The sequence below is a fragment of the Curtobacterium sp. MCBA15_001 genome (genome assembly GCF_001864835.1).
Lineage (GTDB): Bacteria > Actinomycetota > Actinomycetes > Actinomycetales > Microbacteriaceae > Curtobacterium.
The window spans coordinates 479,425-499,384 of the sequence record NZ_MJGI01000025.1 but is presented as its reverse complement, the minus strand read 5'-3'; the positions used below and the strand labels follow the sequence as shown (position 1 = coordinate 499,384).

Genomic DNA, 19,960 nt, shown 5'->3' with positions numbered 1-19,960 from the left:
TCACCGGAACGATTACCAGGAGGGGTCACCCCGAATGCAGCACGTCGTCCACCACCCTGAAGACCCGGCCCGCGGTCCGCACCGCGCAGGTCCCGGCCGCGCAGGTCCCAGCCGCCGCGCACTCCTGACCGGGGCCGCCGGGCTCGCCGGCCTGGGGCTCCTCACCCTGACCGGGTGCAGCTCCGGTGCCAGCGCCGGCGCCACCGACCTGCCCGACCAGGCCGCGACCGGGCCCGCCCGACGCGGCGGTCGGCTCCGCATCGCCCGGCCGGCCGCCTCCGCCGCCGAGACGCTCGACTCAGCCAGCTCCCTGTCGGCGTACGAGTACCTCGGCGCGCTGTACAACCGGCTCGTCCGGCTGGACGAGTCCGGCACGACGGTGCCCGACCTGGCCGAGGAGTGGTCCGCGAACGCCGACGGCACCGTCTGGACCTTCCGCCTGCGCACGGGCGTCCGGTTCCACGACGGTTCCCGCTTCGGGGCCGACGACGCGATCGCCAGCATCCGGCACATCCTCGACGAGGCGACGGGGTCACCCCAGGCCGGGGTGCTCGGCGAGGTGATGACGGCGGACTCGATGCGCGCACTCGACCAGCACACCCTGCGCTTCGACCTGATGAAGCCGAACGCCGAGTTCCCCTCGCTGCTGACCGCGTACCAGTGCTACATCGTGCCCGCGTCGGCGATCGGGTCGATCGGTCGGACCGGGATCGGCACGGGACCGTTCCGGCTGTCGTCGTTCACCCCGGCCGGCGCCGGCAGCGTCGAGGCCTTCGAGGACCACTTCGCCGGTCGCCCCGCGCTCGACGGGATCGACTTCTTCTCCATCCAGGACACCACCGCCCGCGTCAACGCCCTGCTCGCCGGGCAGATCGACCTGATCTCGCAGACGAACCTCGACTTCGCCACGGCCCGGGTCGTCGCCGCGTCCGACCGGGCCACGGTCGCCCGCTCGGTGAACGCCCAGTGGTACACGATCCCGATGCTCGCGACGAGCGCCGAGTTCTCGGACAACCGCGTCCGACAGGCCATGAAGCTGGCGTACGACCCGAAGGCGATCGTGCAGACGGCGCTGCAGGGGACCGGGTCGCCCGGCTGGGACAACCCGGTGCCGCCGCAGCTCGCGGCGTTCCTCGACGTCCCGCGCGAGCACGACCCGGACAAGGCCAGGAGCCTGCTCAAGCAGGCCGGACGGGACGGACTCGCCACCTCGATCTACACGTCGAGCTACGAGTCGGTCTTCACGCCCCTGGCGGTCGCCTACCGCGACCAGGTCGCCGAGGCCGGCATCGACCTGCGGATCGAGAACGCGTCGTCGGACTCCTACTACACGCAGATCTGGATGCAGAAGCCGCTCATGGTGAGCTACTGGTTCACCGGCCGGCCGATCGACCAGCTGCTCAACCAGATCTTCCGCACCGGCTCGTCGTACAACGAGAGCGCCTGGTCGAACCCCGCGTTCGACACGCTGCTCGACCAGGCCCGTGCCGAGATGGACGACGCCAAGCGGCTGACGCTCTACCAGGACGCCCAGCGGCTCGTGGTGCAGGACGGCGCCGACATGACCCCGATGTTCGGCGACCGCCTGGTCGGGCTGTCGCGCGACGTGGTCAACTACGCCGAGTTCGGGTTCGAGTTCGACTACCTGCAGATCGGACTGCGCCGATGACCGTCCTGCTGCCCGTCCTGCGCCGCGTGGGGATCGCCCTGCTCACGGTGGTGCTCGCCTCGTTGTTCGTCTTCCTGGCCGTGCAGGCGCTCCCCGGAGACGTCGCCCAGCAGCTGCTCGGGCAGAACGCCACGCCGGACGCCGTCGCGCAGCTCCGGAAGACGCTCGGCCTCGACCAGAACGTGTGGGTCCGCTACGGCCAGTGGCTGGTCGGCGCTGCCCACGGTGACTTCGGCACCTCGCTCGTCAGCGGGGAACCGGTCGCTCCGACGCTCTTCACGGCCTTCCGGAACAGCATGCTGATCGCCGTGCCCGCGATGCTCGTCGGGGTCACGACGTCACTGACGCTCGGCGTCGTCGCCGGGGTGCGGCGCGGCCGACCGGCGGACCGGGTGATCTCGATCGTCAGCCTGGTCGTGATGAGCGTGCCGGAGTTCATGGTCGCGACCGTCCTGGTGCTGCTCTTCGCGATCGGTGTCCCGCTGTTCCCCGCCGTCGTGCTGCGGGGTGCGGACGCCACGGTCGGTGAGCTCCTGCCGACGATCTGGCTGCCGATCATCGTCCTGACCCTCGCGATGGCCGCGTACATCGTGCGGACCGCGCGGTCGTCGACGATCGACGTGATGGCGTCCGAGTTCGTCACGACGGCCGAGCTCAAGGGCCTGACCCTGCGCCGCGTGGTCTGGAAGCACGCCGTGCCGAGCGCACTCCTGCCGACGCTCAACGTCGTCGCGCTCAACGTCGCGTGGCTGCTCGGCGGCGTGGTCGTCGTCGAGAACGTCTTCAACTACCCGGGCATGGGCAAGCTCATGCTCGAGTCCGTCTTCAACCGCGACCTGCCGACCATCGAGGCGATCGCGCTGCTGAGCGCCGTCGTCTACGTCGTCTGCAACCTGGCCGCCGACCTGGTGGCCCTGGCGCTCGACCCCCGGCTCCGCACCCGGCAGCGACGCACACGGGTCCGCCCGCCGGGCGGCCGCCGACCCGGCTCCCGCGCGGACCGGCGCACCCCTGAGAGGACTGCCGCATGACGGCCATCGCCCTGCGTGTGCGCACCGTCGCCGCGCCCCTCCGCACCTCGACGGCCCTGTCCGTCGGGCTCGGGCTCATCGCGCTGCACCTCGTGCTCGCGATCGCCGCACCGCTGATCGCCGGACACGACCCCGTGGCGACCGATGCGCGGAACGTCCTCGCCGGACCCGAGTGGAGCCACTGGCTCGGCACCGACCAGTACGGCCGGGACATCCTCTCCCGCACCCTGAACGGCGGTCGCTACGCGCTGCTGGTCACGTTCCTGGCGACCACGATCGCCGTCGCGGTCGGCACCGTCCTCGGCGCCGTCACCGCGTACGCGGACAACTGGTTCGACGAAGTCGTCATGCGCGTCGTCGACGCCCTGCTCAGCGTGCCGTCGATCCTGGCGCTGCTGGTCGTCGTGACGGTCTTCGACGCGGGGCTGTGGGTCATCGTGCTCGCGGTGACGATCGTCTACGCCCCGGCCGTGACCCGCGTCGTGCGGGGTGCCGCCCGGACCGTCATCACGCAGGACTACGTCACCGCGGCACGTGCCCGGGGTGAGAAGCCGCTGTCGATCGTGTTCCGCGAGATCCTGCCGAACGTGCTCGACGTGGTCCTGGTCGAGTACGCCATGCGCGCGTCCTGGATCGTGCTCCTGGTCGCCTCGCTGTCGTTCCTCGGCTTCGGTGCGAACCCGCCGACACCCGACTGGGGCCTCATGGTGCAGGAGAACCGCACCGCCCTCACCGTCGTGCCGCTCGGCACGCTGGCGCCCATCGTGGCACTGGCGACGCTCGTGGTCGGCCTCAACCTGGCCGCGGACGGGCTGAGCAAGTCGCTCGGCGTCGACCGTGCCACGCAGGGAGCAACCCCGTGACGACGTCCACCAGCACGAACACCGCCACCGCGACCCCCGTGGACGACGCTCCGGTCCGGGTCGAGGACCTGTCGATCTCGTACGCAGCCGGTCGCTCCGAGGTGTCGGTCGTCCGCGGGGTCTCGTTCGCGATCCCGGCCGGTCGCACCCTCGGACTCGTCGGCGAGTCCGGCAGCGGGAAGTCGACCGTCGCCCGCACCCTGCTCGCGCACCTGCGCACCGGCTCGCGCGTCGTCGGCGGGACCGTCACCGTCGGCGGACAGGACGTGTTCCGCCTGTCGCCGGCGGCCACCCGTGCCCTGCGCGGCGGCACCGCGTCGGTCGTCGCCCAGAACGCCGGGCAGGCGCTGACGCCCTCGATGCGGGTCGGCGAACAGATCCGCGAGGCCCTCCGTGCGCACGGGGAGCCCGACGGACCGGAGCACGTCGCCGAGCTCGTCCGCCTGGTCCGGCTGCCCGACCCGGACACCATCGTCCGGCGCTGGCCGCACCAGCTCTCCGGCGGGCAGCAGCAGCGCGTCGCCATCGCGATGGCGGTCGCCGCCCGACCCCGCGTCCTGGTGCTCGACGAGCCGACGACCGCCCTCGACGTCGTCACCCAGGCGGCGGTCCTCGACCTCGTCGCTGCACTCGGGCGCGAGCTCGGCATGGCCGTCCTGCTGGTCAGCCACGACCTCGGCGTCGTGTCGGCGATGGCGGACGAGATCGCGGTGATGCGGAACGGCGAGGTCGTCGAGCACCGGCCGACGGCGGCGCTGTTCGCGGACCCGCAGCACCCGTACACGCGAGGGCTGCTGGCCGCCGTGCCGGACGGGACGCGGACGGGAGGAGCGGCTCGTCCCCGTCCCGACGCGACCGTCCGCGGGACGGTCACCGCTGTACCCGCCACAGCCGGGCCTCCCGTCGGTCACGGCCGCCCCGTCGTCGACGCGCGCGACCTGGTCGTCCGGTACGCCCACGGACTGCCGGCCGCCGTCGACGGGGTCTCCTTCACGATCGGTGCCCGCGAGACCCTCGCCGTGGTCGGCGAGTCCGGCAGCGGCAAGTCGACCCTGGCCACCGCACTGGCCGGCCTGGTCCCCGCGGAGTCGGGCACCTTCACCTACGACGACGGCAGGACCAGCGGCGACCTGCGCGACGCCGTCGCCGGCCGGCGCCCCGAGCTGCGCCGGGCCGTGCAACTGGTGTTCCAGAACGCCGACACCTCACTGAACCCGCGTCGCACGGTGGGTGCCGCCGTGGCGCGGCCGCTCCGCCTGTTCACCGGCTCGTCCTCGACGGCCCGGGTCGGGGAGCTGCTGACGAAGGTGGGCCTCGGACCGGAGTTCGCGGACCGGCTGCCGGCGCAGCTCTCCGGCGGACAGCGGCAGCGCGTCGGGATCGCTCGCGCGCTGGCTGCCGGACCGCGCCTGGTGATCGCGGACGAGATCACCACGGCGCTCGACGTGCAGGTGCAGGCCGGGATCCTCGCGCTCCTGGCCGACCTGCAGCGCGACGAGGGCCTCAGCTGCCTGTTCATCAGCCACGACCTCGCCGTGGTGCGCGGGGTCGCCGACCGGGTGGCGGTGATGACCGGCGGCCGCATGGTCGAGGTCGGACCGACCGAGCGCGTGTTCCGCGGCCCGAACCACCCCTACACGCGGACGCTGCTGGCGGCGACGCTCGAGCCCGGGGCGACCGAGCTGCCCGACGTCGACGACGGGGTGCAGCACTGGCGTCACACGACCGGCTGGACCGACCACGGCGACGGCCACCACATCAGGAACTGGGAGGACGCGTGAACGAGGGGTTGACCGCGATCGGGCTGCCGGACGGCCTGCCGGACGGGGTGACCGTCCGCGACACCTGGATCCCGATGCCGGACGGCGTGCGCCTGCACACCCGGATCTGGGCACCGACGTCGGACGACCCGGTCCCCGTGCTGCTGGAGTACCTGCCGTACCGGCTCGACGACTGGACCGCGCCGCGCGACTCCGAGCGCCACCCCTGGTACGCCGCACACGGCTACGCCTCGGTCCGCGTCGACATCCGCGGCACCGGTTCGTCCGACGGGGTGTTCGACGACGAGTACAGCGAGCAGGAGCTCCGCGACGGCGAGGCCGTGATCGCCTGGCTGGCTGCGCAGCCGTGGTCGACGGGCGCGGTCGGGATGTTCGGCATCTCGTGGGGCGGGTTCAACGCGCTGCAGCTCGCCGCCCGAGCGCCCGAGGCCCTCCGCGCGATCGTGACCGTGTGTTCGACGGACGACCGCTACGACAACGACGTGCACTACGTCGGTGGCGCGGTGCTCGGCATCGACATGGCCGCATGGGGCGCGACGATGTTCGCGTTCAACTCCCGCCCGCCACGGCCCGAGGTGGTCGGCGACGGCTGGGTGGCTGCCTGGCGGGGACGGCTCGCCGCGACCCGGCCGATGACGCCGGTGTGGTTGGCGCACCAGACCCGCGACGACTACTGGCGCCACGGCAGCGCGACCGAGGACATCGGCCGTGTGCGTGCCGCGGTGCTCGCCGTCGGCGGCTGGGCGGACCCCTACCGCGACGCGGTGCTGCGCCTGGTCCGTGACGTGGACGCGCCCGTCCGGGGCATCATCGGCCCCTGGTCGCACCAGTACCCGGACCGCGGGCTCGCCCCGGGCCCGTCCATCGGCTTCCTGCAGGAGTCGCTGCGCTGGTGGGACCGGTGGCTGCGGGGGACCGACACCGGCGTCGAACAGGACCCGGCCCTCCGCGCCTGGATCAACGACCCGGAGCCACCCGCGACGTACTACGCCGAGCGGACCGGACGATGGGTGGGTGCGACGACCTGGCCCGCGGCGGAGACCGCGCCCCGGACGATCGGGCTGGACGTGCTGCGCGGCGGTGGCGACGGTCCCGTGGTCGTCGACTCGCCCCAGGAGACCGGCGCCGACGCCGGACGCTTCTTCCCCTTCGGCAACGCGACCGACCTGCCCCCGGACCAGCGTGCCGAGGACGGTCGGTCGGTGTGCTTCGACCTGCCCGTCGACTCGGCGTTCGACCTGCTGGGGAACGTGCTGGTCGACCTGACGGTCACCGCCGACGCACCCCGCGCGACGGTCACGGTCCGGCTCTGCGACGTGGCACCGGACGGGAGCTCCACGCTCGTCACCCGGGGCGTGCTGAACGCCGCGCGACGGAACGGCATGGACCACGACGACCCGCTCGAGCCCGGGGTGTCGACCGTGCTGCCGGTGCGACTCGTCGCGACCGGGCACCGGTTCGTGGCCGGGCACCGGCTGCGGCTCGCGGTGTCGACGGCGTACTGGCCGTGGGTGTGGCCGCACGGCACGGCCACCGCGATCGTGCTGGACCCCGTCGCGAGCACCCTCACCCTGCCGGTGTGGACGGGCGGCCCCGACGACGGGATCACGTTCGACGCTCCGGAACGGTCGACCCCGCTCGCGATCTCCCGCGTCGAGCCTGCCGAGCCGCTGCCGCAACGCACGGTCACGCACGACGTGGAGACGGGGGAGTGGACCCTCGACGTCGACCCGGGGTACGGCGGCGGCCGGGTCTACCCGGACGGCCTGGTCTTCGACGAGGACGCCCGCGAGACCTACCGGATCCGGTCCGGTGACCCGACCTCGGCGCGGGCGGACTCCCGCTGGGCGATCGGGTTGACGCACGACTCGTGGGCCGCACGGCTGGAGACCGTCTCGACGGTCACGGCCACCGCGGAGACGTTCCACGTCGAGAACACCGTGCGTGCCTGGGCGCGCGACGGGGTCGACGCCGCCGAGGAGCTGGTCGCCGAACACACCTTCCGCGACGACGTGCCGAGGACGTCGGCGTGAGCGGGCCCGACGCGAGGCGCGGCGACGGTGACGAGCGCGGCCCGGCGGACGATGCTCCTGCGCGACCGACGCGCACCCGCCAGCGCCCCGAGGTCCGTCGCGCCATGATCGTCCGCGCCGCCCGTGTGGTGATCGTCCGGAACGGGCTCGGTGCGACCGGTCTGCGCGACATCGCCGCCGAGGCCGGGGTGTCCGTGGGGACGGTGACCTACCACTTCGGCAGCGTCGCGGAGATCCTCAACGAGGTCGTCGTGCTCGAGACCGAGCGCTTCTACGGGGCGATCGTGGTCGCCGTCGACGCCGAACCCGACCCGGTGCAGGCGCTCCGGATGCTCGTCGAGCCGCTCTTCGACGACAGCGAACAGGTCCGGCAGCACTGGCGGATCTGGTCGGACTACTGGACCGCCGTCGCCCGTCGGCCGGAGGTCGCCGAGGAGTACGCGGAACGGATCCGGGTGTGGGAGGCGTGCCTGGTGCGCGTGGTCCGGCGCGGGGTCGAGGACGGCACGTTCGACCGCGGGTCGGACGGCATCGACCCGTCCGCCGTGGCGCTCAAGACCGCCGCGTACAGCGACGGCATCGCGACGCAGCTCGCCCAGAACGCCCCCGGGCTGACGAACACGGTCGCGCTCACGTGGATGTGGGAGTTCTTGGCGCACCAACTCGGACTTGTCCCCGCGTCGGTGCAGGCCTAGCGTTGGAGCGGGGTCAACCGTGGAGGATCGCGATGTCGGACGCACGACCTGGTGAGCGCGTGATGCTCGCCGGTGCCGTCGAGGACCTCGCCGAGATCCACCGCCGACTCGTCGGTCTGTCGGACGCCGCGTACGGGCAGGTGTTCGTCGAGGTCGCCCTCGCCGAGCAGGTCCGCATCCTGCCGGCACCCCCGCGGGTGACCGTGACGTGGCTGGTCCGCACCGAGCGCCCGTCGGCCGTCCCGCCGCTCTGCTTCGCCGACCACGGAGAAGCCCTCGCCGCTGCGGTCATCGGCTGGGCGACCGAGTGGTGCCGTCCCGACAGCGAACCGCACACGACCATCTGGATCGGCTGCTCGGACAGCGTCTGGATCGACCAGGCCCGCGCCGCGGTGCAGCTCGAGCTGTCGGACGCTGGGCAGCAGGTCCAGGTCGAGTCCGGCGAGTAGTCGCCCGAGGAGTCGTTCACCCAGCCGACGACCGCGGTTCACCTGCCTGTACCCCCACACAGCCATCCTCGGATGGCACCCGAACGGGGGCACCTGACGAGGGGAACCGACATGGACCAGCACCACCCGAAGCGGCGGCGCACAGCGATGACGCTGGGCGCCCTGCTCATCGCCGGCGCGATCGCGCTGCCCGGCACCGCCGAGGCCGTCGGCCAGCTGGCGCTCAACCAGCACGGTGGCGCACAGCGCGCGGTCGGTGACCAGACGCAGGCCGTCCGGCAGGCGATCAAGAACGCGAACGCCGAGAACGTCATCCTGCTCATCGGCGACGGGATGGGTGACTCCGAGATCACCGTGGCGCGCAACTACGAGTACGGCGCCGCCGGTCGGCTGCCGGGCCTGGACGCCCTGCCGCTCACCGGGTCGTACACGACGTACTCGCTCGTCAAGGACGGCGCGGACAAGGGCAAGCCGGACTACGTCACGGACTCGGCAGCGTCGGGCAGCGCGTGGGCGACCGGCACGAAGACGTACGACGGGGCCATCTCGGTCGACATCGACGGCACCCCGCAGAAGACCCTCGTCGAGCTGGCGAAGGCGAACGGCCTGCGCACCGGCAACGTGTCGACCGCCGAGATCCAGGACGCCACCCCGGCCGTCCAGGTCGCCCACGTCGGCGCCCGCGGCTGCTACGGCCCCGACACCGCGGCGTGCGGCACCGACGCGCTGCAGGCCGGTGGCCTCGGCTCGATCAGCGAGCAGCTGCTGAACGCCCGCCCCGACCTGACCCTGGGCGGCGGCTCGACCAGCTTCACCCAGACCGCCAAGGCCGGCCAGTACGCCGGCGAGACGCTCTTCGACCAGGCGGCCGCCCGCGGCTACCAGCTCGTCGACGACGCCGCCGAGCTCGCGGCGGTCCGCCGCGCCGACCAGCGGCAGCCGCTCCTGGGGCTGTTCACGCCGGGCAACTTCCCGACCCGCTACGCGCCCACCACCGCGACGGTCGGCGGGGCGGACAAGGCAGCCGTGCGCTGCACGGCGAACCCCGCGCGGCTGGACACCGGCCTCTCGCTGGCGTCCCTGACGAACAAGTCGATCTCGCTGCTGAACCGTCCGCAGACGAACGGCAAGGGCTTCTTCCTGCAGGTCGAGGGCGCGAGCATCGACAAGCAGGACCACGCGGCCGACGCCTGCGGACAGATCGGCGAGACGATCGACTTCGACGAGGCCGTGCAGGCAGCGCTGGCCTTCGCCCAGAAGGACGGCAACACGCTCGTCATCGCGACGGCGGACCACGCCCACTCGAGCCAGATCGTCGACAACACCCCGCCGACCTCGCTCTCGACGGCGCTCGTGACCGCTGACGGCACCACGATGAAGGTCTCGTACGGCACTTCCGGCGCCGGCGCATCGCAGCAGCACACGGGTACCCAGGTCCGGATCGCCGCGTACGGCCCCGGCGCGGCGAACGTCGTCGGGCTGACCGACCAGACCGACACGTTCTTCACCGTGTCGGACTCCCTCCGGCTCACCGACGACCTCGCAGCCCTCAGCCGCGGTGCCCGCATCGACCTGTCGGTCGGCGCGCCCCGGCCCGGGCAGCGGGTGACGCTGACCGGCAGCCGCTTCGCCGGCGACCGCCAGGTGCGGGTGCAGGTCGGGTCGACCGACCTCGGCACGGTCGACGTCATCGACGGCACCGCCTCGGTGCAGTGGAAGGCCGAGACCGGTTCCGCGACGGTCACGTTCACCGGCGTGCAGTCCGGCAAGCAGGCGGCCACGCAGGTCCGCGTGCGCTGAGCGCAACCGTCTCCACACGGGAGGACCGGTGCCAGCTGGCACCGGGCCTCCCGTCCGTCCTGTGGTCGCGCGCCGTCAGCCGGTGTCGCCGCCCGACGTCTCGCGGATCCGCCGGACGACCGCGCTGGTCGAGTGCTCGGCGACGTAGTCGACCATGACGACCTCGCCGCCGTAGGCCCTGACGACCGCGGTCTCGCTGAGCATCTCGGGGGAGTAGTCGCCGCCCTTGACGTAGACGTCCGGGCGGATCCGCTCGAGCAGCGGGATCGGGGTGTCCGTCGCGAAGACCGTCACCAGGTCGACGCATGCCAGGGCAGCCAGGACCCCGGCGCGGTCCTCGGCGGTGTTGATCGGCCGCTCCGGGCCCTTGAGCCGGGTGACCGAGTCGTCGTCGTTCAGCGCGACGACCAGCAGGTCGCCGAGCTCCTTCGCCTGGCGCAGGTAGGACGTGTGCCCGCGGTGGACCACGTCGAAGCACCCGTTCGTGAAGACGATGCGTCGGCCCTGGTGGCGCGCGGCCTCGACGGCGGCGGCCAGGTCGTCGTGGTCGACCACAGTCTCGGCGGGGGCCTCGACCGAGCGCAGCAGGCTGGCCGTGTCGCACGTCGACGTGCCGGCCTCGCGGACGACGACGTCGGCGGCGGCCTGGGCGAACTGCACGGCCGCGCGGGCACTCGTCCCGACCGCCAGGGCGACGCTCGCCGCGGCGCAGAACGTGTCGCCGGCGCCGGAGGCCTGCTGCTCGGAGGCCGGGGTCGCGCGGGTGCGGAAGGCCTGGTCGTCACCCGGTTCGAGCAGGACGGTGCCGTTCCGGTCGAGCGTGACGACGGCGGCTCGGGCCCCGGTCTCCCGCAGGACCGCCTCCCGCTGGGCGACGACGGCGGCAGCCCGGTCGGCTCCGGTGCCGAGGTCGACGCCGAGCAGCGCCGTGGCTTCGCCGGCGTTCGGCGTGACGAGGTCCGGGTGCAGCTCGCGCCAGCCACGCAGGTCGTGCGCGTCGACGACCACCACGTCGGGCCGCTCCCGGTCGAGCACGGGCAGCACCGAGGCCGGCGTCACGCCGAGGCCGTAGTCGCAGACGACCGCGGCATCGGCACCGTGCAGGGCCCGTGCGACGGCCGCTGCGAGCTGGTCGGTGTGGTCCTCGGTCGGGGTCCCGGCGAGGTCGTCCACGCGGACCACGACCCGGTCGCCGCCGACGATGCGCGACTTGGTGGTCGTCGTCGCACCGGGGACGGCCACCAGGAAGGTCGTGTCGACCCCCGCTGCCGCCAGACGGTCGCGCAGGACCGCGCCGGCCTCGTCGTCGCCGACCAGGCCGACCATCCGGACCCGGGCGCCGAGCGCGCGAGCGTTCACCGCGGTGTTGGCGGCTCCGCCGGGGACGGCGATGGTCTCGGTGACGCGGACGACCGGCGCGGGGGCCTCCCGCGAGACCCGTTCGGCCTCGCCGATGGTCCAGCGGTCCAGGATCGGGTCGCCGATGACGACGAGCAGGGGCTCGCGGTCGTCGATGCGGGCGACCACGTCACGGACCAGGCGCACGTCGGCGGTCATCGGTCGAAGCCCTCGGCGGCGGCGGTTCCGGTCGCGGCGGTGGTGCCGGCGGCCGTGCCTGCGTCGGCAACGGCGGTGCCGGTGCCGGTGCCGGTGTCCGGTGTCACCCGCGGTGTCGGTGCCGCTTCGAGGTGGACGACCGTCGTCGTGGTCATCTCGTCCAGCAGGTGCGGACCGTAGCCGAAGCCCGAGCCCGAGGCGCCGCGCGGCTCGGCGCTGCCACCGGGAGCCCCGCCGAACACGGCGTTCACCTTCACCGTCCCGACCGGCAGCTCCGCAGCGGCCCGGAGCGCGGCACCGGTGTCGTTGGTCAGCACGGTCGCGGCGAGTCCGTAGCGGTCCCCGGCGGCGAGCCGGAGCCCCTCGTCGAAGGAGTCGACCACGCGGACCGGTGCGATCGGGCCGAAGGTCTCCTCGACCATCGTCAGGGCGTCGTCCGGCACGTCGGTGAGCACGGTGGCCGGGTACGCGGTGCCGGGGCCCTGGGGCACCGAGCCGCCGGTCCGGACGCGGGCACCGCGGGCGACGGCGTCGTCGACGTGGTCCTGCACGAGGGACCGGAGCCGCTCGTCGACCAGGGGTCCGTACTCGGCCGCGGGCAGCGCGGTCCGACGGTCGGCCTCGGCGACGAGTGCCTCGACGAAGGCGTCGGCGACCGCGCGGTGCACGTACACCCGCTCGACGCTCGTGCAGATCTGCCCGGTGTTGGCGAAGGCCCCCAGGGCGGCCTGACCGGCGGCCCACACCGGATCGACGTCGGCGTCGACGACGATCGCGTCGTTCCCGCCGTTCTCGCGGACCACGTGCGCACGGGTCGTCGCAGCGACGGTCGACAGCCGGTCGCCGGTGGCCGTGGACCCGACGTGGGCGTAGACCGCGATGCCGTCCTGGGCGAGCAGCGCCTCGCCCGTGCTGGCGTCGCCGTCGACCCCGACGAGCACGCCGTCGGGCAGGACCTCGGCGAGCAGCGCGTTGAGCCGGGCGATCGTGGCCGGGCACCGCTCGCTGCCCTTGTGCACGACGGTGTTGCCCGTGACGATCGCGGCGCCGAGGATGCCGAGTGCGACCGCCACCGGGTCGTTCCACGGCGTCAGGGCGAGCACCACGCCGCGCGGGTGCGGGATCGTCCAGTCGGCGGCGCCGTGCTGTCCGCGCAGGGCCTCGCCGCGGTGGAGCGGACCGAGTTCGGCGTACTGCAGCAGCGTCCCGATGCCGGCCTCGACCCCACCGAGTGCGTCGCCCGGGACCTTGCCGGTCTCGCGCGTGTTGAGCTCCGCGAGTTCGTCGGCGTGGGCGCGCAGGTGCTCGGCGGCCGTGCGGAGCAGGGCGCCACGGTCCGCGGGTGCCGTGCGTGACCAGGTGCCGAAGGCCGTGCGGGCGCGGGTCACGGCGTCGTGGACCTGCTCGGGTGTCGCGACCGTCGTGGTCGATGCGACCGACCCGGTGACCGGGTCCAGGACGACGATCTCGGTGGTCGTGGTGGGGGCTTCGAGCGTCATGCGCGTCCTTCCGGGACATCGGTCCGAGGGGTGGGTGCCGACGCTGCTCCTCGACGCCTGGGCGCGGTCACGAGGTCCGCGCTCCGCGGCTGACGAGTGCGTTCACGGGTGGTCGCCGGTACACAGGGGGAACTCGAGACGACAGGAGACAGGCACCGTGCATCTCATCGGCAAGGGCGGCGACCGGTTCGAGGGGGTCCGCGAGATCGCGGTGCTCCGGGGCGGCGGGCTGGGGGACCTGATGTTCGCCGTGCCCGCGATCGAGGCGCTGGCAGCCGCCTACCCCGACGCCCGGATCACGCTGCTCGGGACTCCCGCCGCCGAGGCCCTGCTCGCCGGCCGGACCGACGCCGTGCACGCCTTCGAGGAGTTGCCCGTGCACCCCGGGGTCCGCGACTCCGGATCCGACGCGCCGACCCTGGACGACTTCGTACGACGGCTCGACGGACGGTTCGACCTCGCGGTGCAACTGCACGGCGGCGGCCGGAACTCGAACCCGTTCCTGCTCCGGCTGGGCGCACGGCACACGATCGGCACCGCGACCGAGGACGCCGAGGTGCTGGAACGGTGGGTCCGCTACGTCTACTACCAGCACGAGGTGCTGCGCGGGCTCGAGGTCGCAGCGCTGGCCGGTGCCGCACCGGTCACGCTCGACCCCCGCGTCACGGTGTCCCACGAGGAGCGCACCGCCGTCCGCACCCGCCTCGGCGTCGCCCGCACGCTCGTCGCGATGCACCCCGGCGCCACCGATCCCCGGCGCCGGTGGAGCCCGGAGCGGTTCGCCGCCGTAGCACTGGCACGGTTGGCTGCTGGCGACGACGTGGTGCTCGTCGGGGACGACTCCGACCGACCGGCCGCCGACGCCATCGTGAGCGAGGTCCGCGACCAGCTCGACGCCGACCAGGTGGCTCGTCTCCACGACGTGGTCGGGACCCTGCCGCTGCGCGAGCTGCCCGCAGTCCTCGGGGCAGCGGACGTCATGGTCGGCGACGACTCCGGTCCGCGACACCTGGCCGTGGCGGTCGGCACGATGACGGTCGGGGTGTTCTGGTTCGGCAACGTCGTCAACGCCGGGCCGCTCGACCGCGGCCGGCACCGGGTGCACATGTCCTTCGTGACGCGGTGCCCGGTGTGCGGCGTCGACGTCACCCAGGTCGGGTGGACCGCCGAGCGGTGCGAGCACGACCCGTCCTACGTCGACGAGGTCGCGCCCGAGGCCGTGCTCGCCGACGTCGAGGACCTGCTCCGTACCCGCTGAGCGGCGGTGCGGGTCGGGCGCGCCCGTCGTGAGGTTCCACGACGCGCCGCGGGAGCATCGCTGCGGTGTCACAGACGGCCGGTGCGCCGCCCGCGGGTTCCAGAATTCTGGAACCTCGAGAGGGCGCGCGGGCGGGCGGGCGCGTGACGGACGGGAGGCTCGGTGCCAGCTGGCACCGAGCCTCCCGTCCGTCACGGGCCTGCGTTCAGGGCCAGCTGGGCTCCGTGGCGGGCATGATCGACATCTCGCGGATCTCGCAGCCGGCCGGCTGCGCCAGCGCGAACAGGATCGCGTTCGCGACGTACGACGGCTCGATCAGCAGCGCGTCCGGACCGGGCTTGTACTGCTCGGTGCGGTCGGCGAAGAAGTTCGTCCGCATCCCGGCCGGGATCACGTTCGTGACGCCGACGGACCCGGCGGTCTCGGCGGCGAGCGCCTGCGAGAACCCGCGGACGCCGAACTTCGACGCCGAGTACGCGGTGCCGTCGCCGACACCGCGGAGCGCCAGCGAGGACGCGATCGTGACGACGCGGCCACGGTTCTCCGTGAGCGTCGGCAGCGCCGCGCGCACGACGGCTGCAGTCCCGAGCAGGTTGACGCCGACGATCTGCTCCCAGTCGGTGGCGGAGAGGCCGCCGATCGGGGCGGGCTTGTCGATGCCGGCGGCGGTGACGACCGCGTCGAGGCCGCCGTGCCGCTCGGCGGCGTCGCGGACGGCCTGTTCCGTCGCTGCGGTGTCCGTCACGTCGACCGCGACCGCGTCGACCCCGTCGGCGACGCCCTCGACCCGGAGGTCGAGGACGATGGGGGTGCCGCCGGCCTCGAGCACGGCGTCGACGACGGCCGCTCCGAGTCCGCTGGCGCCGCCGGTGACGAGGACGCGGCCGATGGGGGTGGTGGGGACGGGCATGGAGTTCCTTTCGAGGTGGATCAGGTGTGTGGGGCGCGTGCTCAGCCGACGGCGGCGAGGGCGGACGCCAGTCGGGTGGTCGAGCGTCCGGGGTGGAACGGCACCGTGACGACACGGCCGCCCCACTCGGCGATCGTGCGCGACTCGGGCAGTTCGTCGGCGGTGTAGTCGCCGCCCTTCGCCCAGACGTCGGGACGGAAGCGGCGCAGGGCCTCGTCCGGCGTGGTCTCGTCGAACACCACGACGGCGTCGACGCAGTCCAGCGCCAACAGCAGCTCGACGCGGTCGTCCTGGGTCATGATCGGCCGCTCGGGGCCCTTGAGGGTCCGGACCGAGTCGTCCGAGTTCAGGCACACGACCAGGCAGTCGCCGAGGGCCCGCGCTGCCGACAGGGTGCGGGCGTGTCCGGCGTGCAGCAGGTCGAAGCACCCGCCGGTCGCGACGACGGTGCCGCCGTCCGCCCGGACCCGGTGCACGACCCGCAGGGCGTCGCGGTCGGCTCCCGGTACGGCGACCACGGCAGGCGCTGCGTCGGCGAGCAGGGAGGCGACGCCGCCGGCTGCCAGGTACGCCGAGGCGTCCGCGACACCGGCGGCGACGGCGTCGGGCACGTCGGCGCCCCGGGCCAGTGCGACGGCGACACCGGCAGCCAGACGGTCGCCGGCACCGCAGGGGTCACCTGCGGTGACGGAGGGTGCCGGCAGGAACCGCGCGTCCATCCCGCGTGCGGTGCGTCGGCCGACCAGTGCACCACGGTCACCGAGCGTGACGGCGACCGCGCCGACGTCCCAGGTGTCGACCAGTGCGGCGGCGGCGTCGGTGGCGAACGGGACGCCGGTGCCGGGCAGGCCGGTGAAGCGTCGGGCCTCGGCGGCGTTCGGCGTCGCGACGGTGGTGCCGGGCACGGGGGAGGCGCCCTTCGGGTGCGGGTCCCAGACGACCGGGGTGTGCTCGCTGACGGCACCCAGGGCCGCGCGCAGGTCGGGGGCGGCGGCGACCCCGCGACCGTAGTCGGCCACCACGACGGCGTCGACCTGGGACAGGACCGCGGTCATCTCGGCCGTGACGTCGGGCACCGGCGGGGTGTCGCAGCCTTCGTCGATCCGGACGAGGGCGTGCTCGCCGACGCGGACCCGGGTCTTGACGGGCGTCGCGACGCCGGACGGACCCGCGACGATGTGGACGTCGGGCAGGAGGGCGCGGAGCTCGGCGGCGTGGACGTCCTCGCTCAGCACGGTGACGAGGGTGACGTCGTGGCCGTCCTTCGCGAGCATCGTCGCGACGAGTCCGGCCCCGCCCGCTCGACGCTCGTCGGTGCGGACGTCGACCACCGGCACCGGGGCGTCCGGGCTGAGGCGTTCGCTGGTGCCGCTGACGTCGACGTCGAGCAGGGTGTCGCCGACGACGGCGATCCGGAGTCGCGAGCCCGACTCGGGTGCAGCCGCCCCGGCGCTCATCGGCGGCCCCCGCGTCGGAGTGCTGGTTCCATCGCCCGGCAGAGCGCGTGCACCAGGACGAGCTGCGCCTCCTGCACGTTCGCGGACGGTCCGTCGATGCAGATCGCGTCGTCCACGGCGTCGGCGAGCGGGTTCGGCCGCGCCCCCGTCATCGCGATGGTGCGGGCCCCGGCCGTGCGGGCAGCCTCCGCGGCGCGCAGCAGGTTCGGGCTCCGGCCGCTCGTGCTCAGGAGCACGACGACGTCCCCGGCACGGGCGTGTGCGCGGACCTGGCGGGCGAACACCTCGTCGAAGCCGTAGTCGTTGCCGATCGCGGTGACGGCGGAGGTCTCGGCGTGCAACGAGATCGCCGAGTACGCCGGACGGTCACCGTCGAAGCGGCCGGTCAGCTCGGAGGTGAGGTGCTGCGCCTCGGCCGCCGAGCCGCCGTTGCCCGCCGCGAGCAGGCGGCGTCCGGCGACGAGCCGCGCGGCGATGTCGTCCGCCCATGCTGCGATGTGCTCACCGTGGTCGACGAGCGAGGCCACGACCGGCACCGATGCGGCGACGTGGTCGAGCACGGCCCGGGTGCTGTCGCGCCGCTGCTCGGTGGAGCGCCGCTGCTCGGTGGTGCCGAGCGTGTCCCCGGTGGTGCCGAGTGTGCTCTGGTCGATGGTCATCGTGCGGTCCTCTCGGTGGCGCGGGCGGGGCGTGCGGCACCGCTCGACGTCGTGGTCATCGTGGGGAACGTGCTGGAGGCGGCGACCAGGCGCTCGTAGACGCGCTCGGTGTCGGCGGCGACGCGGGTCCACGCGTAGCGGGCCTCGACCCGCTCGCGGCCGGCGGTACCGTAGGCGCGGGCCCGCGCCGGGTCGTCGAGCAGGCCGGCGACGGCAGCGGCGACCGCGTCCTCGTCGCGCGGCGGGACGTGCAGCCCGGTGGCGTCCTCGACGACCGTGTCGATCAGACCGCCGACCTGCGAGGCGACGACCGGCCGTCCGCAGGCCATCGCCTCGAGTGGCACGATCCCGAACGGCTCGTACCACGGCGCGCAGACGACGACGTCGGCACTCCGGTACACGGCGGGCATCGCGTCCTGGCCGAGCTGGCCGCGGAAGGACACGTGGTCGCGGACGCCGAGCGAGCGCGCCAGGGCGTCGAGCCGCTGGTACTCGGGGTCGTCGGCCAGGTCGGCACCGGCGGTCCCGGCACCGCCGACCACGACGAGTTCGACGTCGCGTCCGGCCTCGACGAGTCGGGCGAGGGCGGCGATCGTCGTGCCGACCCCCTTGCGGCGCACCAGGCGCGACGCGGTGAGCACCCGGTGCGTCCGGGTGCGCTCCTCGACGGGGCCGGTCGGCAGGAACCGGTCGACGTCGACGCCGCACGGCACGACGGAGATGGCGTGGAGCGGGACGCCGAGCGCCTTGAGCTCGAACGCCTCGTCGGAGCACGTCGCGACGACCTGGTCCACGCCGCGACCGACCGCGGGTTCCACCCAGGTGCGCTCCTCGGGGCTGGTGTCGGCGGATCCCTGGTGGCGGCGCTTCACCACGCCGAGCGCGTGGAAGGTCTGCACGACCGGGATCCGGACGCCACCGGTCCGGGCCTGGACGTGCCCGACGGCTTCGAGCGCGGCGTGCCCGGACATCCAGAAGTGCCCGTGCACGACGTCCGGCCGGTCGACGAACCACTCGGCCGCCAGGACCTGCGCGAACGTGGCCATGTACGGGAAGAGCTCGTCCTTCGACACCGTGCGTGCCGGTCCGGCGTCGACGTGCACGACCTCGACACCCGGTCGGAGCGACACCCGGGTGGGCAGGTCGGCGTCGTCTCGGCGGGTGTACACCGTCACCCGGTGCCCGCGGTCGGCGAGCGCGGCGGACAGCGCGGCGACGTGTACGTTCTGACCGCCGGCGTCGACGCCGCCGAGCGCGGCGAGCGGACTGGCGTGTTCGGAGACCATCGCGATCTTCATCGGGTGCTCCCTTCGAGAGCGGGACTCGGGTTGTGCCGTCCGCGCCGGTGGCGCGTCACGACGTCGTCGAGCAGCGCGTCCCAGTCGCCGAGGAACCGGGCGAGCGAGTGCCGTGCGAGCGCGGCCTCCCGGGCGACGGCACCACGACGGCGCGCTTCGTCCGGGTCGTCGAGCAGCAGCCGGGAGGTTCGGGTCAGCTCCGCCACGTCGGTCGCGATCGCGCCGGCCTCGGCGGGCACGGTGCGCGCCGCGTCGGTCGTCGCCAGGACCAGGACGGGCATCGCCAGGTGCATCGCCTCGATGAGCGAGAGCCCGAGCGAGGTCCACCGGTTCGGGTGCAGGTAGGCGCGGCGTTCGGCGAGCGCGGCGTGCATGGGGTCCGGCGCGACGTCGCCGAGCCCGACCAGGCGGTCGCCGTGCCCGAGGTCGGCGAGCCGCTCGGTGCCCATGCCGAACACGTCGACCGGGGCGACCTCGGCGAAGCGGGGGAGCAGGTCGGTGCCGACGACGCGGTTGCGGCGGACCGGTTCGTTGATGACGGCGGCGAAGCGCTCGAGCCGGCCGGTGTAGAGCGGGCCGGGGTCCACGACGCCGTGTTCGACGACCGTGGTCCGCGCGGTGCCGCAGTCCCACATCAGCGCGTTCCAGTGCGTCACGTGCGCGATCACCATGTCCGGGTGGTCGCGGAACGGGTGCTGGCTGTCCGGGACGTCGATGCGGGGGGCGTTGTGCTCGACGAACACGGTGGGCACCTGTCGTCCGCCGAGCAGGGTGGCGGCGGCCTCGGCCTCGTCGGTGCGCTGCAGGACGACCAGGTCGACCCCGGCGTCGGCGACGTCCTCGGGGGCGATCTCGACGACGTTCGGCCAGTCGCGGCCGCCGGTGCCGAGGCCCCATCCGTCGCGAGCCGCGGTGGTGGGGACGAGGTACTCGTGCTGGCCGCGGACGAAGGCGTCCATCCAGCCGCCGTGGACGTGCCAGACGAGGATCCGCATGCGGTC

16 protein-coding genes are annotated in these 19,960 nt (G+C 73.7%); 9 read left to right on the top strand and 7 right to left on the bottom strand.

Going from position 1 to position 19,960, the window contains the following annotated elements; genetic code table 11:
* Positions 1 to 34: 34 nt before the first annotated feature.
* The 8 genes from BIU90_RS14240 (at position 35) to phoA (ending at position 10,321) form a co-directional block, all read left to right on the top strand.
* Positions 35 to 1,669, top strand: a complete 1,635-nt coding sequence (locus BIU90_RS14240) for an ABC transporter substrate-binding protein (RefSeq protein ID WP_083403967.1) — start codon at positions 35 to 37, stop codon at positions 1,667 to 1,669.
* Positions 1,666 to 2,700 carry an ABC transporter permease gene (locus tag BIU90_RS14235; protein WP_254787059.1) on the top strand — a complete coding sequence of 345 codons (1,035 nt, stop codon included), beginning with the start codon at positions 1,666 to 1,668 and terminating at the stop codon, positions 2,698 to 2,700. Before BIU90_RS14240 ends, BIU90_RS14235 begins: the two co-directional genes overlap by 4 nt.
* A complete protein-coding gene (locus BIU90_RS14230; RefSeq protein ID WP_071300827.1) occupies positions 2,697 to 3,563 on the top strand; it encodes an ABC transporter permease in 867 nt (288 codons plus the stop codon). Before BIU90_RS14235 ends, BIU90_RS14230 begins: the two co-directional genes overlap by 4 nt.
* Positions 3,560 to 5,344, top strand: a complete 1,785-nt coding sequence (locus BIU90_RS14225; RefSeq protein ID WP_071300826.1) for an ABC transporter ATP-binding protein — start codon at positions 3,560 to 3,562, stop codon at positions 5,342 to 5,344. Before BIU90_RS14230 ends, BIU90_RS14225 begins: the two co-directional genes overlap by 4 nt.
* Positions 5,341 to 7,377, top strand: coding sequence for a CocE/NonD family hydrolase (locus tag BIU90_RS14220; RefSeq protein ID WP_254787058.1), 2,037 nt, complete (start codon positions 5,341 to 5,343; stop codon positions 7,375 to 7,377). The genes BIU90_RS14225 and BIU90_RS14220 overlap by 4 nt, the downstream gene beginning before the upstream one ends.
* Positions 7,374 to 8,072 carry a TetR/AcrR family transcriptional regulator gene (locus BIU90_RS14215; RefSeq protein ID WP_254787057.1) on the top strand — a complete coding sequence of 233 codons (699 nt, stop codon included), beginning with the start codon at positions 7,374 to 7,376 and terminating at the stop codon, positions 8,070 to 8,072. The genes BIU90_RS14220 and BIU90_RS14215 overlap by 4 nt, the downstream gene beginning before the upstream one ends.
* 32 nt (positions 8,073 to 8,104) lie before the next feature.
* Positions 8,105 to 8,521 (top strand): SIP domain-containing protein, encoded by a 417-nt coding sequence (locus BIU90_RS14210; RefSeq protein WP_071300825.1) that lies wholly within the window; start codon positions 8,105 to 8,107, stop codon positions 8,519 to 8,521.
* Positions 8,522 to 8,632: 111 nt separating this feature from the next.
* Positions 8,633 to 10,321 (top strand): alkaline phosphatase, encoded by a 1,689-nt coding sequence (gene phoA, locus BIU90_RS14205; protein WP_071300824.1) that lies wholly within the window; start codon positions 8,633 to 8,635, stop codon positions 10,319 to 10,321.
* 75 nt (positions 10,322 to 10,396) lie between these two features.
* Here the strand turns inward: phoA and rfaE2 are convergent, their stop codons facing one another.
* Entirely contained in the window at positions 10,397 to 11,878 is a 1,482-nt protein-coding gene (gene rfaE2 / locus BIU90_RS14200) for a D-glycero-beta-D-manno-heptose 1-phosphate adenylyltransferase (protein WP_071300823.1), read from the bottom strand.
* Positions 11,875 to 13,377: an aldehyde dehydrogenase gene (locus BIU90_RS14195; protein WP_083403966.1), complete on the bottom strand. Its 1,503-nt coding sequence runs from the start codon at positions 13,375 to 13,377 to the stop codon at positions 11,875 to 11,877. Before BIU90_RS14195 ends, rfaE2 begins: the two co-directional genes overlap by 4 nt.
* Positions 13,378 to 13,534: 157 nt before the next feature.
* On the opposite strand from BIU90_RS14195, the gene BIU90_RS14190 reads away from it, so the two are divergent.
* Complete coding sequence (locus BIU90_RS14190) at positions 13,535 to 14,635, top strand: glycosyltransferase family 9 protein (protein WP_139195283.1); 1,101 nt, start codon at positions 13,535 to 13,537, stop codon at positions 14,633 to 14,635.
* A gap of 205 nt (positions 14,636 to 14,840) precedes the next feature.
* Here the strand turns inward: BIU90_RS14190 and BIU90_RS14185 are convergent, their stop codons facing one another.
* Genes BIU90_RS14185 through BIU90_RS14165 form a run of 5 tightly spaced genes read right to left on the bottom strand, consistent with a single transcriptional unit; the run spans position 14,841 to position 19,954 of the window.
* Positions 14,841 to 15,545: an SDR family oxidoreductase gene (locus BIU90_RS14185; RefSeq protein WP_071300822.1), complete on the bottom strand. Its 705-nt coding sequence runs from the start codon at positions 15,543 to 15,545 to the stop codon at positions 14,841 to 14,843.
* Between the two features lie 41 nt (positions 15,546 to 15,586).
* Positions 15,587 to 17,002, bottom strand: a complete 1,416-nt coding sequence (locus tag BIU90_RS14180; protein ID WP_071300821.1) for a PfkB family carbohydrate kinase — start codon at positions 17,000 to 17,002, stop codon at positions 15,587 to 15,589.
* Positions 16,999 to 17,661: an SIS domain-containing protein gene (locus tag BIU90_RS14175; RefSeq protein ID WP_083403965.1), complete on the bottom strand. Its 663-nt coding sequence runs from the start codon at positions 17,659 to 17,661 to the stop codon at positions 16,999 to 17,001. Before BIU90_RS14175 ends, BIU90_RS14180 begins: the two co-directional genes overlap by 4 nt.
* Entirely contained in the window at positions 17,658 to 18,959 is a 1,302-nt protein-coding gene (locus BIU90_RS14170; protein ID WP_071300820.1) for a glycosyltransferase, read from the bottom strand. The genes BIU90_RS14175 and BIU90_RS14170 overlap by 4 nt, the downstream gene beginning before the upstream one ends.
* Positions 18,956 to 19,954, bottom strand: coding sequence for a glycosyltransferase (locus BIU90_RS14165; protein WP_071300819.1), 999 nt, complete (start codon positions 19,952 to 19,954; stop codon positions 18,956 to 18,958). Before BIU90_RS14165 ends, BIU90_RS14170 begins: the two co-directional genes overlap by 4 nt.
* Positions 19,955 to 19,960 lie beyond the last annotated feature (6 nt).